Annotated in this window: 14 protein-coding genes; 5 read left to right on the top strand and 9 right to left on the bottom strand. The window is 63.8% G+C overall.

Translation table 11 applies throughout. The annotated features are described in order from the left end of the window. Positions 1 to 12 precede the first annotated feature (12 nt). Positions 13 to 1,893 carry a methyl-accepting chemotaxis protein McpA gene (mcpA, locus tag ACMGF5_RS17240; RefSeq protein ID WP_414156999.1) on the bottom strand — a complete coding sequence of 627 codons (1,881 nt, stop codon included), beginning with the start codon at positions 1,891 to 1,893 and terminating at the stop codon, positions 13 to 15. Between the two features lie 140 nt (positions 1,894 to 2,033). After that, positions 2,034 to 2,912: a LysR family transcriptional regulator gene (locus ACMGF5_RS17245; RefSeq protein WP_414157000.1), complete on the bottom strand. Its 879-nt coding sequence runs from the start codon at positions 2,910 to 2,912 to the stop codon at positions 2,034 to 2,036. Between the two features lie 101 nt (positions 2,913 to 3,013). Here ACMGF5_RS17245 and ACMGF5_RS17250 point away from each other — a divergent pair, with 101 nt between their 5' ends. Next, the gene (locus tag ACMGF5_RS17250; protein WP_012313628.1) at positions 3,014 to 3,442 is read left to right on the top strand and encodes a PACE efflux transporter; all 429 of its coding nucleotides are present in this window, start codon (positions 3,014 to 3,016) and stop codon (positions 3,440 to 3,442) included. Positions 3,443 to 3,456: 14 nt separating this feature from the next. On the opposite strand, the gene ACMGF5_RS17255 is transcribed toward ACMGF5_RS17250, so the two are convergent. The 7 genes from ACMGF5_RS17255 to ACMGF5_RS17285 form a co-directional block, all read right to left on the bottom strand. Continuing rightward, positions 3,457 to 4,518 (bottom strand): hypothetical protein, encoded by a 1,062-nt coding sequence (locus tag ACMGF5_RS17255; RefSeq protein WP_119688597.1) that lies wholly within the window; start codon positions 4,516 to 4,518, stop codon positions 3,457 to 3,459. Between the two features lie 75 nt (positions 4,519 to 4,593). Further along, the gene (locus tag ACMGF5_RS17260; RefSeq protein WP_012313630.1) at positions 4,594 to 5,274 is read right to left on the bottom strand and encodes a GntR family transcriptional regulator; all 681 of its coding nucleotides are present in this window, start codon (positions 5,272 to 5,274) and stop codon (positions 4,594 to 4,596) included. Positions 5,275 to 5,290: 16 nt separating this feature from the next. Then, complete coding sequence (locus ACMGF5_RS17265) at positions 5,291 to 5,995, bottom strand: FadR/GntR family transcriptional regulator (protein WP_115275376.1); 705 nt, start codon at positions 5,993 to 5,995, stop codon at positions 5,291 to 5,293. A gap of 44 nt (positions 5,996 to 6,039) precedes the next feature. Then, positions 6,040 to 7,350 carry a C4-dicarboxylate transporter DctA gene (locus tag ACMGF5_RS17270; RefSeq protein ID WP_046787920.1) on the bottom strand — a complete coding sequence of 437 codons (1,311 nt, stop codon included), beginning with the start codon at positions 7,348 to 7,350 and terminating at the stop codon, positions 6,040 to 6,042. 288 nt (positions 7,351 to 7,638) lie between these two features. After that, positions 7,639 to 8,124 carry an Lrp/AsnC family transcriptional regulator gene (locus ACMGF5_RS17275; protein ID WP_251962200.1) on the bottom strand — a complete coding sequence of 162 codons (486 nt, stop codon included), beginning with the start codon at positions 8,122 to 8,124 and terminating at the stop codon, positions 7,639 to 7,641. 104 nt (positions 8,125 to 8,228) lie between these two features. Then, a complete protein-coding gene (locus ACMGF5_RS17280) occupies positions 8,229 to 9,293 on the bottom strand; it encodes an ornithine cyclodeaminase (RefSeq protein WP_046787922.1) in 1,065 nt (354 codons plus the stop codon). 143 nt (positions 9,294 to 9,436) lie between these two features. Next, the gene (locus tag ACMGF5_RS17285) at positions 9,437 to 11,194 is read right to left on the bottom strand and encodes a sigma-54-dependent Fis family transcriptional regulator (protein ID WP_414157001.1); all 1,758 of its coding nucleotides are present in this window, start codon (positions 11,192 to 11,194) and stop codon (positions 9,437 to 9,439) included. Between the two features lie 223 nt (positions 11,195 to 11,417). Between ACMGF5_RS17285 and ACMGF5_RS17290 the strand changes: the two genes are divergently transcribed. From ACMGF5_RS17290 to ACMGF5_RS17305, 4 genes are read left to right on the top strand one after another with little or no spacing between them, the layout of a single operon-like run. Then, entirely contained in the window at positions 11,418 to 12,512 is a 1,095-nt protein-coding gene (locus tag ACMGF5_RS17290; RefSeq protein ID WP_119688601.1) for an ABC transporter ATP-binding protein, read from the top strand. After that, a complete protein-coding gene (locus ACMGF5_RS17295; RefSeq protein ID WP_174141615.1) occupies positions 12,512 to 13,609 on the top strand; it encodes an ABC transporter ATP-binding protein in 1,098 nt (365 codons plus the stop codon). The genes ACMGF5_RS17290 and ACMGF5_RS17295 overlap by 1 nt, the downstream gene beginning before the upstream one ends. Next, entirely contained in the window at positions 13,606 to 14,469 is an 864-nt protein-coding gene (locus ACMGF5_RS17300) for a carbohydrate ABC transporter permease (RefSeq protein WP_039603432.1), read from the top strand. Before ACMGF5_RS17295 ends, ACMGF5_RS17300 begins: the two co-directional genes overlap by 4 nt. Before the next feature lie 3 nt (positions 14,470 to 14,472). Beyond that, the gene (locus ACMGF5_RS17305; protein ID WP_237859934.1) at positions 14,473 to 15,273 is read left to right on the top strand and encodes a carbohydrate ABC transporter permease; all 801 of its coding nucleotides are present in this window, start codon (positions 14,473 to 14,475) and stop codon (positions 15,271 to 15,273) included. The last annotated feature ends 11 nt before the right edge of the window (positions 15,274 to 15,284 follow it).

Here is a 15,284-nt window from a genome sequence, read left to right on the forward strand (position 1 = left end):
CGGCACATCACCTCAGATGCGGAAGCTGCCCACCAGTTGCTTCAAACGCCCAGCCTGCTGCGCCAGCGCATCGCAATGCTGCAGCGTCTGGTTGAGGTTCTCTACCCCTTGCTGGTTGAGCGCATTGATCTGGGTGATGTCCAGGTTAAGGCTCTCGACCACCGCGGTCTGCTCTTCGGTAGCGGTGGCCACCGACTGGTTCATGCCGTCGATCTCGCCGATGCGCTGGGTCACGCTGGCCAGGCGAACACCGGCCTGGTTGGCGACCTGCACGGTCTGTTCGCTGGACACCTGGCTGGTGTTCATGGTGTGCACCGCCTCACGCGAGCCGACCTGCAGGCTGGTGATCATGCGGTGGATCTCTTCCGCCGATTCCTGGGTGCGGTGCGCCAGGTTGCGAACCTCGTCGGCGACCACGGCAAACCCGCGCCCGGCTTCACCAGCACGGGCCGCTTCGATCGCGGCGTTGAGCGCCAGCAGGTTGGTCTGCTGGGAGATGCCCTTGATCACGTCGAGGATCTTGCCGATTTCGTCGGTGCTGGCATTGAGCGTTTCGATCTGTTCGCAGGATTCGCTGATGCGCTGCGACAGGGCGGTCATGGCGTTGATCGCTTCTTCCACCACTTCGCGCCCGCCATTGGCCTGCTCGCTGGCGCCGCTGGCGTGCTGCGATGCGTCCGCAGCATTGCGTGCGATTTCCTGAGTGGCGGCACCCAGTTGGTTGATGGCCGCAGCGACGCTGTTGGTGCGCATGCTCTGCTCTTCGGAACCGATGATCGAGGCATTGGAGGCGTTGACCACCTTTTCCGACAGGTCGTGCACCAGCCGCGTGGCCGACGACACTTCGCTGATCGAGGTGTGAATGCGTTCTACAAAGTGGTTGAACGAGGTGGCCAGCTCGCCGAACTCATCTTTGCGCTGCACGGCAAGGCGGCGGGTCAGGTCGCCTTCACCTTCGGCGATGTCGCGCATGGCGCGGCCCATGGTGGTCAGCGGGCGCATCAGCACCGGGATCAGCAAGCCCAGCAGCCCGGCGATGGCCGCCACGGCAATGACCATGGCGATGATCGCCGAGGTGCGGAACTGGCCCAATGCGGCGTAGGCCTTTTCCTTGTCGATCGACAGGCCGATATACCACTGGGCAGACGGCAAGCCGGCCACCGGGGCAAAGGAGATCAACCGCTGTTGGCCATCGAGGGTGACATCCTGCATACCGGGCTCCACGCGCAAGCCAGCGCCTGGGTAGATGTCCTTGAGGTTCTTCATCACCTGGTCTTTGTCGGGGCTGACGATCACTTGGCCGCTGCTGTCGGCGAGGAAGGCGTGGCCGATGCCGCCGAAGTCGACCGAGTTGATGATCTGCACCAAGGTATCGAGGGTCAGGTCGCCGCCGACCACTCCGAGCATTTCGCCGTCACGCTTCACCGGCGTGGCGATGGTCACCATCAGGCCACCGACAGCGCCCTGGTAAGGGGCTGTTAGCACGGTCTGCCCGGCGTTTGCGGCGGCGCCGTACCATGGGCGCTGGCGTGGGTCGTAACCGGCCGGCATCTGGGCATTGGGGCGCTGGGTGAACACACCATTGGCCTGGCCCAGGTAGGTGAACAGGAAATTTTGCGTGTAGGAAGGCTGCTCGATCAGCCCGGCCAGGGTATCGCCCGTCCCTTGTTCAGCAATGTCCTGGGCCAGGTTCTCCAGCACCAGGATGCGCCCGCTCATCCAGTTCTGCACGCTGCTGGCAGTCAGCGCACCGGACTGCTGCACCGACGATTCGATGTTCTGGGCGATGATGTTGCGTTGCAGGTAATCGTTGTAGAGCGTGAACAGGGCAAAGGCCAGTACCACGACGCCGCACGCGCTGAGGAGGATCTTGTGGCGAAATTTCAGGTTCATGTTTCGAGACCTTGAGCCATGGAGGGAAGGGCACTGCGCGCTTGTGGCGCGATGGGCCTGTCCACTCTGGTATCGGCAAATCTCATAAAAAATTGAAGCACTTACGTCATCAGGCTGAGGCGATTTCGACGGACGGTGCGCTAGCAGTTGGCTAGCTGTTCGATCAGCAGACGCGCCGCTTGGCGCAGCGGTTGCTGCCTGCGCCAGAAGGCATGAATCGGCAACTGAAGTTCGTTGCGGGTATTGCCAAAACGCAGGCGCACCAGGCGCCCGGCAGCGATCAGCGGCGCCACCCTGGCCAAGGGCAAATCGCCCCAGCCAAGGCCTGCTTCGACCATTTGCACGGCGAAGTCGAAGCTGTCGGTGGACCAGTGCGTGGCGCCGATCAGCGCGCGCGGGTCGGCCAGCGGCAGGTCGCGGCTGCGCACCAGGATCTGGCGCACGTTGATCAGGTCTTCCAGGTAGCGGATGCGCCCGTCGCGCAGTGCCGGGTGCGCCGGTGACAGGGTGGCAACCAGCGATTGCGTACCAATGTGCTGGAACCCCCGGCGGGCATCGACATGCAGGCCGGCGAAGGCCAGGCACAGGTCGGCACGGCCGCTGTCGAGCAACTGCAATGCGTCTTCCTGCGGGGCGCTGAGCAGCTGGATGTCCAGCAGCGGGTAGCGCTCGCCCAGGCTGGCGATGGCGGCAAACAGCGGGCGCTGATCGATATCCGGGACCACGGCGAGGGTCAGGCTGCTTTCCAGCCCTTGCGACAGCTCCAGTGCGTGCACTTGCAGAAGCCCCAGTTGCTCGGCGATCAGCCTGGCGTGTGGCTCTAGGGCCAAAGCCTGGGCGGTAGCGTGAACCTCGCGCGGGCCGCGCTCGAACAGGGGGTAGCCCAGTTCGGCTTCAAGGTTGCCGATGGCCATGCTGACAGCGGATGGTACCCGGCCAAGGGTGCGTGCCGCAGCGGAAAACGAACCCCGGTCGAGCACGGCGAGGAACAGCTGGATGTTGTCGCTGGAAAAGTTCATGTCGGCCTCCTGTCAGTGAATCTGAAAGCTACCGACTTTGCCTGTCAATAAATTTGAAGCATTCTCGCGCCCTTCGCTTGATTCCACATGAGGTAAACCCGGTGCAGGGACTGAAACGCAAACTGGTCTACGTGACTTTCTACGAGCTGATTGGCTTGTGCATGTCGACGCTGGGGCTGGCTTATTTGTCCGATACCCAGGCTTCGCATACTGGGCCGCTGGCGGTGATGATCACCACCATCGCCATGCTCTGGAACCTGATTTACAACAGCCTGTTCGAGTATTGGGAGAGCCGCCAGGCCAAGCGCGGCCGCAGCGTGGCGCGGCGGGTGGTGCATGCTGTCGGTTTCCAGCTGACCCTGGTTGTGTACCTGATCCCGCTGATTGCCTGGTGGCTGGGGATGAGCCTGGTCGAGGCGTTCCTGGTGGACCTTGCCTTTATCATCCTGGTGCCTTGCTACACCTTTGCCTACAACTGGGCGTTCGACCGTATCTTCGGTCTGCCGGCATCGGCCATGGCTACCGCCTGAGGGTGTCGGTACCGCTATGGCGGCAGGCGGATCAACAAGGGCTCCTGCCGCGCAGGTTGTTCCGGTTGCACGGCCGGGTCCACTGGCCGCGGCGCACTGGCCAGCAAACTGTCCTCGACCTGCCCCGACAGGTAGTACACCCCCGCCATGGCGCCGCTCTGGCGGTTCTCCATCAACTCCTGCCATTCCTGATTGAGCGCCACGTTGAGGATCACCCGCAATTGCTCGACCATCTCCGGGTGATCGCGATCGTGGGTGATCATGCCGTAGCCGGCTGCCGCCACCGAGATCATCGCCCCGGCCACCTTGCCCACCGCACTGGCCACGGCACTGGCAATGCCGCGAGGGGCCAGGGTGGCGCCAAGCTTTTCGCTGGCGCGGGTGGCCACCGACGACAGGCCTACGTCGGTTTGCCCCGGGCCCTTGGCCGCTTGCCGGTGCAGGTGGTCGCGCAGGGCGAGCCAGGCGGGTTGCTGGTCGAGCGGCTTGGCCTTGAGCAATTGATAGAGGCTGGCGTTGCGCGCCGGCGGCGGCCCCAGGGCAATGGCCGGGACCCGGTTCAGGCGCTGGCTGAGCTGATCGGGTGGGGCGTTGTAGCGCTGGATGATGGCCGGCAGTTGCTGGCCAAAGAGTTGCAGGTACAACTCGCAGGCGCGGTCGCGGATGACTTCGGGGTTGATCTGCTCGGCCACCGGCTCGATCACCCGGTTCTGGTACTGTTCCTGCAGGTACAGGGCCAGGCGTTTTTCCGCAGGCTCGCGGCCCTCACCGCTGTTGAGCTTGTACCAGGCGACCTTGAGGGTCAGCCATTGCTGGGTCCAGTAACCGGTGAACCAGGGAATGAAGTCGCTTTCGGTACGTTGCTGTACCTGTTCTTTCCATACCCGCATCGAGCGCCGCGCATAGTCGTTGGCCGAGCCTGCGGCGCCTACCGATGCATCGATCAGTTCCTGGTCGATGCGTTGCCAGGCGGCGGGGGTCAGCACGGCGGGCGGCGGCGGGGCAGGCGGGCGCTTGCCGGCGCAGCCGCCGAGGGCCAGCAGAAGGCAGAGCAGCACGAGGATGCGTGGGTTCACACGACCGCCTCCCGGGTTTCGAGGCTGGGTGGTTAACCGAGTATAGGGCCGGTGATCGGCTGCGCATGCGCCCTGTCAGGCGAGGTCGAGTTTTTCTTCCAGGCGGTCCAGATGCTCATCCATCAGTGCAAGCGCCGCTGCCGCGTCACCAGCCTCCACGGCATCGATGATCGCCGCGTGCTCTTGCCAGGCACAGTGGTCGCAGCAGGGCGATTCATAGCGGGCGATGATCAAAGACGTCATCGGCACCAGACCGTTGAGAAAACGTGCCAGCGGTGCATTGGCGGCCACCTGGGCAAGCTTGAGGTGGAACTCGCCGCCCAGGCGGATTGCCGCGCAACGTTCGCCACGCTCGTGGTGCTGGCGCTCGCGCTCTACCAGCGAACGCAATTGGCGGATCTGCGCCGGCCGCGCGCGTTGTGCTGCCAGACTGATCAGGGTGGTTTCGGCCAGGCGTCGGGCGCTGAGTACCTGGCGCGCCTGTTGTGGATCAGGGGCGGCCAGGTGCGCGGTGTGGCTGGGGCGCTGGACCACCACTTGCTGGTCAGAGAGGCGCCCGAGTACCCGGCGGATCACCGTGCGGCTGACGCCAAAGGCGTTGCCCAGTGCCTGCTCGGGCAGCAGGCTGCCGGGCGGCAAGCGCTGCTCGAGAATGGCGTCGAACAGGCGAGGGTAGATCTGCTCGGCCGACAGGCGGGTTTCGCCGGCGGCGAGCAGGGCAGGCAGGTGGGGGGCGGCGTGGGCGCAGGCGGTCATGGTCGCTCTCCTGGGGTCATTGGCGCGGATGGTCATCCGGGATGTTCAGTTCGATGCCCATACGCTGCCCTTCGGCAAGGATGTGCTGGCGCATCTGGGCGCTGGCCTGGGCACTGTTGCGGTCGCGAATGGCGCGTACCACGGCTTCGTTTTCCTTGAGCCGAGCAGCAAGGTGTTCGGGTGAGTTGCGCAGCATGTTGGCGCTTTGCTTGAGGGCATTGCCGGTCTGCTGTACCACGCTCTGGAAAATCGGGTTGGTGGTCAGTGCGAACAGCGCCTCGTGGAAGGCGATATAGGCCTTGGCCCCGGCATCGCTGTCATCGGCATCCAGCGCTTCGCGCATGTCCATCAGGGTCAGGCGTAGCTGACCGATGTCCTGGCTGTTGGCCGATTGCGCCACCAGGCCGACGATGAACGGTTCGAGGGTGTAGCGCAGCTCCAGGACATCGGCCAGGCTCGCTGCAGCGCTGCTGTCGACGCCTGGTTCCAGCACGGCCGGTTCGGCATCCAGCACCAGCACGCCCTTGCCCGGCATGGAGCGCACCAGGCCGAGGGTCTCGAGAACGGTCACGGCTTCGCGCAGGCTGGGGCGGCTGATGCCCAACTGTTCGGCCAGCTCGCGCTGGCCAGGCAGCATGTCGCCGGAGCGCCACTGGCCGCGGGCCAGGGCCTGGCGCAGTTTTTCCACCACTGAGTTGACGACGGTCGATGAGCTGATCACGGTTTTCTCCTGAAAGGGCCGGCGTCAGCGCCGGCCACGTGGGCTCAGAATTCCTGTTGATGGGCGTTGGGCTGCTTGCGCGGTGCATGGGCAAAGCCGGGTTTGCCATCGAGCACGTTCTGCGCACGCTCCAGATCGATGTCTTTTTCCCAGCGGGCAATGGCCACGGTAGCCACGCAGTTGCCGATCAGGTTGGTCAGCGCCCGGCCGATGCCCATGAACCAGTCCACTGCCAGTACCAGTACCAGGCCTACCACCGGGATCGCCGGCACGGCGGTGAGGGTGGCGGCGAGGATCACCAGTGCCGAGCCTGGGATGCCGTGAGCGCCTTTGGACGTCACCAGTGACACCAGCAGGATGGTCAGCAGGTCGGTCATCGCCAGCGGCGTACCGGTGGCGTTGGCGATGAACACGATGGCCAGGGTCAGGTAGATGGAGAAGCCGTCAAGGTTGAACGAGTAGCCGGTCGGGATCACCAGGCCAACGGTGGAGCTGCCAATGCCCAGGTGCTCGAGCTTGCGCATGATCTGCGGCAATACGGCATCGGAGGAAGCGGTGCCCAGGACGATGGTCAACTCTTCGCGCAAGTACTTGATGAAAGGCAGCAACTTGAGCCCCGACACGCGCATCACGGTGCCCAGGATGATCAGCACGAAGCCCGCACAGGTCAGGTAGAACAACGCTACCAGGCCACCCAGGTGCTGCAGCGACTCCAGGCCATATTTGCTGGTGGTGAAGGCGATGGCGCCGAAGACGCCGATCGGCGCCAGGCGCACGATCATGCCCATGATGCGAAAAATCACGTGGCTGAGTTCGTTGATCAACCGCGAAATACCGGCGGCCGAGTCACCCACCAGGTTCAGCGCGCTGCCGAACAGCACCGAGAACAGCAAGACTTGAAGGATGTTGTTGTCGGCGAAGGCGCCCACCACGGAGGTGGGGATCAGGTCCATGAAGAACGCGGTGGCGCCATGGATATGCTGGCCGCGCTCGGCCAGGCCGCTGGCGTCGGCAGCAGAAAGCTGATCCAGGTGGATGTTGGCGCCGCTGCCGATGCCGCTGGTAAAGGCGAACACCAGTCCGATCACCAGGGCGATGGTGGTCAACACTTCAAAGTAGATCACCGATTTCAGGCCGATGCGCCCGACTTTCTTCAGATCGCCGGCACCGGAAATGCCGCTGACCACCACGCAGAAGACGATCAGGCCGATAAGCATCTTGATCAGCTTGATGAAGCCGTCGCCGAGGGGTTTGAGCTGCAGGGAAAGGTCGGGAAAACTGAGGCCGCAGGCGATGCCGAGGGCAAGGCCGAGCACAACTTGCAGGAAGATCGAACGCGAGCACCATTTGAGCATGGGAGTGATCTCTGATCGGTGTCCTTGCTTCGGTGCCGCACGGGGCGAAAGAGCGCAGGACTTATTTATTTTTGTGGTCTTACCGGTTTGTTCAGCGCGAAGTCATAAAAGCGCGAAAAATCCGAATATGCAAGGTTTTTTGGCCTTACCGGTCTGACCAGTTGTGGGGCATTTCGGCTTGCCAGGCTCTAGTTCGGTGCGTGCTGCAGATTGAGGTGATGCGCCGTTGGCCGGCATTTGCCAATACCTGCAGGGTGTTAGCAATCGGCCTGCCAACTTCTTGCCCGATCAGGGCTGCGGGGCGATGCTCTTGACCGAAGCCAGTTCAGGGTGGGCCACCAGCTTGTCGATGTGCAGGGCGTCGTCGTTCATCCAGCTTTCGCTCAGCACCCGATAGTGCTCCATGTCGCGACAGCGCACGCGCAAGCTGTAGTCGAAATGGCCACTGATCAGTTGGCATTCATGAACGTCAGGGCAGGCCAGCATGGTTGCCTCGAACGCCTTTTGTGCGGACCGCCCGCGCAGGTTGGAAAGGGCTACGAGTACCAGCAGTGACAGCCCTGGTGCGAGCTTCTGCGGGTCGATGATTGCGCCATAACCGCGGATCACGCCGCGCCGTTCCAGCTTGCGTACGCGTTCCAGGCAGGGGCGCGGAGTAAGATGCACCAGGGTCGAGAGCTTTTCGAAGGTGATGCGGCCATCGACGCGCAGTATGTCGATGATGGCTTGGTCGATGCGGTCCAGCGGGGCAGAGGTGGCGTCCTTGGTGTCCATGCGCGGTGCTTCTTTTTTCAAGGCGGGGCATGGACAGGTTAGGCGGTTATCGGGTGATCGTCCTCACGCGCCGGCGATTGGGCTGCGCAGCAGCCCAAGGTCCGTCAGGCGCAGGCGCTGTCGGCCCGGTGCACTGAACGAACCGCCACCACCCGAGGCTGCAGCAGTGCATACAAGTCCTTGGGGTTTTCCAGCACCGGCACCAGCCCGATATCCTGGCCGATCCCTAATGTGAGCGCTGTATCGAGCACGTAGCGCAGTGCCGAATAATCTTCCAGCGCAAAACCTACCGAATCGAACAGGGTCACCTGGTCGGCGTTTTCACGGCCCTGAACAAGGCCTGCGACCACCTGCCAGAATGGGAAGACCGGCGAATCGGCCGGCATTTGCTGGATTTCGCCTTCGACCCGGCTTTGCGGCTCGTACTCAACGATCACCCGGGCCCGCTCGACGATGGCGCGGTGCAGCTCGGTCTTGCCCGGGCAGTCGCCGCCCACGGCGTTCAGGTGCACGCCCGGTTCGATCATGTCCGGCGTGAGGATGGTCGCGTAGGTCTTGTCTGCCGTGACCGTGGTGACGATATCGGCACCGCGCACGGCTTCGGCGACGCTGTGGGCGACGCTCACCTTGAGCCCTGGGCGGCCCGCCAGGTTGGCCACCAGCTTCGCCGTGGCTGCAGGGTCGATGTCGAACAGGCGGATCTCGTCGATGCCCAGCAGGGTCTTGAAGGCGATGGCCTGGAATTCGCTTTGCGAACCGTTGCCGATCAGCGCCATGCTGCGGCTGTCTTCACGCGCCAGGTAGCGGGCGGCGAGGGCCGAAGTGGCGGCGGTACGCATCGCTGTGGTCAGGGTCATCTCGCTGAGCAGCAGCGGCGCACCGGAGCCAACGTCGCTCAAGGCGCCAAAGGCCATCACCGTGGGCAGGCCGAGGCGGGTGTTCTTCGGGTGGCCGTTGACATACTTGAAGGCATACCGGCTGGAGTCGGAAACCGGCATCAGTTCGATCACGCCGTCCGCCGAATGATTGGCCAGGCGCGGGCACTTCTCGAAATCGTCCCAGCGCAGGTAGTCCTGACGGATGTACTCGGCCATCTCCACCAGGCAGGTGGCCAGGCCTTTGCGGTTGACCAGGCGGGCGAGGTCTTGCACATCGATGAAACGGGTCATGGCATCTCCCTGCAACTTGCGGGTTGGGCTGTAGGGATATTGTCGGGCGATCAGGGCGGGAATGCCGGCCGAAAAAGGCGGTGCGGGCAGCGGGTCCGGCTGACTTCAGGGCCCGGGCAGCCGAATCGGCTGTCGGCCCCCGGTCATTGCTCGCGAAGGCGTTTATACAGTGTCGTTCGGCTGATCCCCAGGCTCCGGGCCACGGCCGAGAGGTTGCCATTGGCCCGTTTCAGCAGGCTTTGCAGGTCCGCCTCATCGTCACTGCAGTCGCTCGCCACCGCGCATCCTTGTGCTTCAGCCAGAAAGCCGGCGGGCAGATGTTCGACGCCGACCGGCCCATCGCCTGCCAACGCCAGGGCCACCTGCATCACACTCACCAGCTCGCGCACATTGCCCGGCCAGGGGTGGCGATCAAGCAGCTCAAGGATAGGCTGCCCCAAGCGCTGGGGTTGGTGAGGGTCGCGATAACGTGCGTGGATGTGCTCGATCAATGCTCGCCTGTCAGTGCGCTCGCGCAGCGCCGGCAACACGACCGCCATTGCGGCGATGCGGTAGTAGAGGTCCTGGCGAAAGCGCCCCGCACGCACCTCTTCGGCCAGGTCCCGATTGCTTGCCGACACTACGCGGATATTCACCGCTACCGGTTCGCCGCTGCCCAGAGGCTGAATGCTGCGCGATTGCAGCACGCGCAGCAGGCGGGCCTGGGTCGGCAGCGGCATGTCGCCGATTTCGTCGAGGAACAGGATACCCTGGTCGGCCTTGCGGATCAGCCCGGGGTTGCCCTTGTGATGAGCGCCGGTGAAGGCGCCTTTGTCATAACCGAACAACTCCGATTCCACCAGCTCTGCCGGGATCGCCGCACAGTTGACCGCGATCAACGGCTGGCGGGCACGGCTGCTGGCGCGGTGCAGGGTCTGGACGAAGACTTCTTTGCCGACGCCGGTTTCACCCTGGACCAGCAGCGGGATGTCTTTTTCCAGCATCAAGCTGGCCTGGGCCAAGGCCTTTTCCATGCGTGGATCGCCACTGTGAAGTGTTGAGCGTGGGGGGCTTTGCCGGGGTGCTTGCCACTGGCAGTGGAAGCGGTTGCGCCCGGCTGCCTGCAAAGCGAATGGTTGTTGCTGGGGGTGGGCAAGCAACTGGTTGAAGGGGATCTGGAACAGTTGTTCGACGTTCTGCTGCAGCGGGTTGCCGCCCAGCAGGCTGTCGGCTCGATGATTGGCGGCGAGTACCTGGCCACGCTCATCGAATACCAGCAGCCCGGCCCAAGGGCTGTCGAGGTTGTCGCAAGCGCTGTTGAACAGCAACTGCGCGTGCTGCTCGGCATGCTGCGCAAGGATCAGGCGATTCTCCAGGCTTTGGCCCATCATGCGTACCAGGCCGAGGGTCTGGGTGGCTGGCAGGTAGCCGTCGCTGGCCACGTCGAGTACCCCGACCAGTTGCCGCTGGGCATCGTACAGCGGGGCTGCGGCGCTGGACATGTAGCGGTTCTGGCGCAGGAAGTGTTCGTCCTGGCCAACATGGACGGGCTCGGCGCAGACCAGCGCGGTACCCAGCGCATTGGTGCCCACGCCCCGTTCGTGCCAGTGGGCGCCGGCGCTGAAACCGTGCTGGTGCTGGGGGCAGACGAAGCGTCGCGAACCCCAGGTCTCGAGCAGGCAGCCGTTGGCGTCGGCGAGCATCACCAGGTAGCTGGCATTGCCCAGCAGGTGCGCGTACTGCGGCAGCACGCCATCGCGGGTGTGTTGCAACAGTGCCTGGCGCCGCTCCAGCAGGGCGCTGAGTTCGGCCTTGGTCAGGCAATCGAAGTCGGGGGCGCTCTGTGGCTGCAGGCCGTGATCGCGGCAGCGCGCCCAGGAGGCCTGGATCAGTTGGGCATGGGTCGAAGTGGCGGTGGCCATGGGCCTGTCCTGTGTGATTGTTGTTATCAGCCGACCGCTGTTGAGTGTCGTCCACCGTTGTTCATTGTCAAACCCGCCACTGTTCAGGTGTTCAGCGAAAGTGTTCAGTTGTGAATCGCTGCTGGCTTGTCGGCACCGTCAAAGCCGCAGGCCAGAGGGCCAGAGTGGAACTGGCACGGAACTGGCTGTCTGTGCCGGACAACCACAATAACAAGGTCCTGCCATGTCTCTGGTGCTGGAACAGGTCAGCCGCAGCGTCGATAACCAGCCCTGGATCATCGACGCGTCCCTGCAGTTCGAGCCTGGCTCGTTCAACGTGCTGCTTGGCCGGACCCTGGCCGGCAAGACCAGCCTCATGCGCCTGATGGCCGGGCTCGACCGCCCCGACCGTGGCCGCGTGCTGATGGCGGGTGAAGATGTCACTGGCGTGCCGGTGCGCCGGCGCAATGTGTCGATGGTGTATCAGCAGTTCATCAATTACCCGACCCTGAGCGTGTACGAGAACATCGCCTCACCCCTGCGCCAGGCGCGCCTGGCCGAGCCGGACATCCGTCGGCGCGTGCAGGAAACTGCCGAAATGCTGCGTATCGAACCCTACCTGCAACGCTTGCCGTTGGAGCTGTCTGGCGGCCAGCAGCAGCGCACGGCGATGGCCAGGGCGCTGGTCAAGGATGCCGGGTTGATCCTGTTCGATGAGCCGCTGGTCAACCTCGACTACAAGCTGCGCGAAGGGCTGCGCCAGGAGCTGCGCGAGTTGTTCGCCGCGCGCAACTGCATTGCCGTGTATGCCACCACCGAGCCCAACGAAGCGCTGGCACTGGGCGGCACCACCACCCTGGTGCACGAGGGGCGAATCGTCCAGAGCGGGCCGACGGCCGAGGTCTACCAGCGGCCCGGCAGCGTGCTGGCCGCCGAGTTGTTCAGCGAGCCGCCGATCAACCTGATACCGGGGCGTATCAATGGCAATGAGGTGAGCCTGGCTCAGGCCGTGCACTTCGCCCGCAATGTCGACCTGCACCGCCTGGGCGACGGCGTTTACCGCTTTGGCGTGCGCCCCAGCCACCTCACCCTGGTGCCGGCGCACGATGACGACCTGGAACTGGCGGTGCGGGTGGAACTGGCCGAGATCAGCGGTTCCGAGACATTTCTGCACGTGCGTAACGAGCACTGGCCGATGGTCCTGCACCTGCCGGGGGTGCACGAGTATCAGGTGGATACGCCGATCCGTGTCTTCATACCCACCCACAAGCTGTTCGTCTTCGACAGCGCCGGGGCACTGGTACAGGCACCGGGCCTGCGCCAGGCAAGGAGCGCCTGATGGCCGAAATCCGCCTGCGCCAACTGGCGCACAGCTATAGCCGACAACCCGCCACCGAGGGCGACTACGCACTGCATCAACTGGAGCACGTGTGGGAGCAGGGCGGCGCTTATGCGTTGCTCGGGCCTTCCGGGTGTGGCAAGTCGACCTTGCTGAACATCATCTCGGGGCTGCTCACGCCCTCCCATGGCCAGGTGCTGTTCGACGGCAAGCCGGTCAATGACCTTTCGCCGCAGCAGCGCAACATTGCCCAGGTGTTTCAGTTCCCGGTGGTGTACGACACCATGACGGTGTTCGACAACCTGGCGTTCCCTTTGCGCAACCAGGGCCTGGACGAAGCCAGGGTGCGCACGCGGGTCGAGGAAATCGCCGAAGTGCTCGACCTGGGCGCAGTGCTGAAGAAAAAGGCGCGCAACCTCAGCGCCGACGAAAAGCAGAAAGTGTCCATGGGCCGTGGCCTGGTGCGCGATGACGTCTCGGCCATCCTTTTCGACGAGCCGTTGACGGTGATCGACCCGCACCTGAAATGGAAGTTGCGGCGCAAGCTCAAGCAGATCCATGAGCAGTTCAACATCACCATGATCTACGTGACCCACGATCAACTGGAGGCTTCGACCTTCGCCGACAAGATCGCGGTGATGCATGGCGGGCGCATCGTCCAGTTCGGCACCCCGCGTGAGCTGTTCGAGCGGCCACGGCATACCTTTGTCGGCTACTTCATCGGCAGCCCGGGGATGAACCTGATCGACGTGCGCGCCGACGCGGCGGGGGTCGCGTTCGGCGATGTGCACCTGATACTGCCCGACGGCCTGCGCGAACGCTTGGCGGGCACGCGCGGCGGGCGCCTGCAAGTGGGCATTCGCCCGGAGTTCGTGCAACTGTGGGACAGCCCATTCGAGGGCGCCTTGCCTGCGCGAGTGCTGGACGTCGAGGACCTGGGCACCTATCGCATCGTCACCCTGGTGCTTGGCGGCGTGGCGCTCAAGGCGCGCCTGGCAGAAGATCGCCCGGTGCCGGTGGCACATGCCTGGGTCAGCCTGCCGACGCAGTGGCTGCTGCTGTACGTCGACGATCTGCTGCTGGAGGCCGTGCCATGAACAAGGTGCCGAACAACAAGGCCTGGTGGCTGGTGCTGCCGGTGTTCCTGCTGGTGGCGTTCAGTGCCGTGATGCCGATGATGACGGTGGTCAACTATTCGGTGCAGGACATTTTCGACCAGTCCAGCCGCTACTTCGTCGGCGCCGACTGGTACCGCCAGGTGTTGCGCGACCCGGCATTGCACGATGCCTTGCTGCGCCAATTCATCTATTCCGCCTGCGTGCTGCTGATCGAAATTCCGCTGGGCATCGGCATCGCCCTGACCATGCCGACCAAGGGGCGCCTGGCTTCGGTATGCCTGATCGTCATGGCCATCCCGCTGCTGATCCCGTGGAATGTGGTCGGCACCATCTGGCAGATCTTTGGCCGCGCCGATATCGGCCTGCTCGGTGCCACGCTGGCCAAGCTTGGCGTCAGCTACAACTATGCCGGCGACCCGTTCGACGCCTGGCTCACCGTGCTGGTGATGGACGTCTGGCACTGGACATCACTGGTGGCGCTGCTGTGCTACTCGGGCCTGCGCGCCATCCCCGACGTGTACTACCAGGCCGCTCGCATCGACCGGGCATCGGGCTGGGCGGTGTTCCGGCATATCCAGTTGCCCAAGCTCAAGAACGTGCTGCTGATCGCGGTGATGCTGCGCTTCATGGACAGCTTCATGATCTACACCGAGCCGTTCGTGCTCACCGGAGGCGGGCCGGGTAACGCCACTACCTTCCTCAGTCAGACGTTGACCCGCATGGCGGTCGGGCAGTTCGACCTGGGCCCGGCGGCGGCGTTCTCGCTGGTGTATTTCCTGATCATTCTGCTGGTGTCGTGGCTGTTCTATACCGCCATGACCCACGCCGACAAGGACTAGGCCATGAGTACACGCAAGACGCTGGCCCTGCTGCTGTACTTCTTCTTCCTGCTGGTGCCGATCTACTGGCTGCTGAACATGTCGTTCAAGAGCAACACCGAGATACTCGGTGGCCTCGCCCTGTGGCCGCAGGCGTTCACCCTCGACAACTACCGGGTGATCTTCACCGATGCCAGCTGGTACAGCGGCTACATCAACTCGCTGTACTACGTGTGCCTGAACACGCTGATTTCGCTGCTGGTGGCGCTGCCGGCGGCCTATGCCTTCTCGCGCTACCGCTTCCTCGGTGACCGCCACCTGTTCTTCTGGTTGCTGACCAACCGTATGGCCCCACCTGCGGTGTTTCTGCTGCCGTTCTTTCAGCTCTATTCGTCCATCGGCCTGTTCGATACGCACATTGCCGTTGCCCTGGCCCACTGCCTGTTCAACGTGCCGCTGGCAGTGTGGATTCTCGAGGGGTTCATGTCGGGCGTGCCGAAGGAGATTGATGAAACCGCCTACATCGATGGTTACAGCTTCCCGCGTTTCTTCGTGAAAATTTTCATTCCGCTGATCGGCTCCGGCATCGGCGTGACGGCGTTTTTCTGCTTCATGTTTTCCTGGGTCGAACTGTTGCTGGCGCGCACCCTGACTTCGGTGAACGCCAAGCCGATTGCCGCCGTGATGACCCGCACGGTGTCTGCTTCGGGCATCGACTGGGGCGTGCTGGCGGCGGCAGGGGTGTTGACCATCCTGCCAGGCATGCTGGTGATCTGGTTCGTTCGCAACCATGTGGCCAAGGGTTTTGCCCTGGGCCGGGTGTGAGGAGGGCAACG

It is taken from the genome of Pseudomonas sp. BNK-15, from assembly GCF_047456105.1.
Classification (GTDB): Bacteria; Pseudomonadota; Gammaproteobacteria; order Pseudomonadales; family Pseudomonadaceae; genus Aquipseudomonas; species Aquipseudomonas putida_E.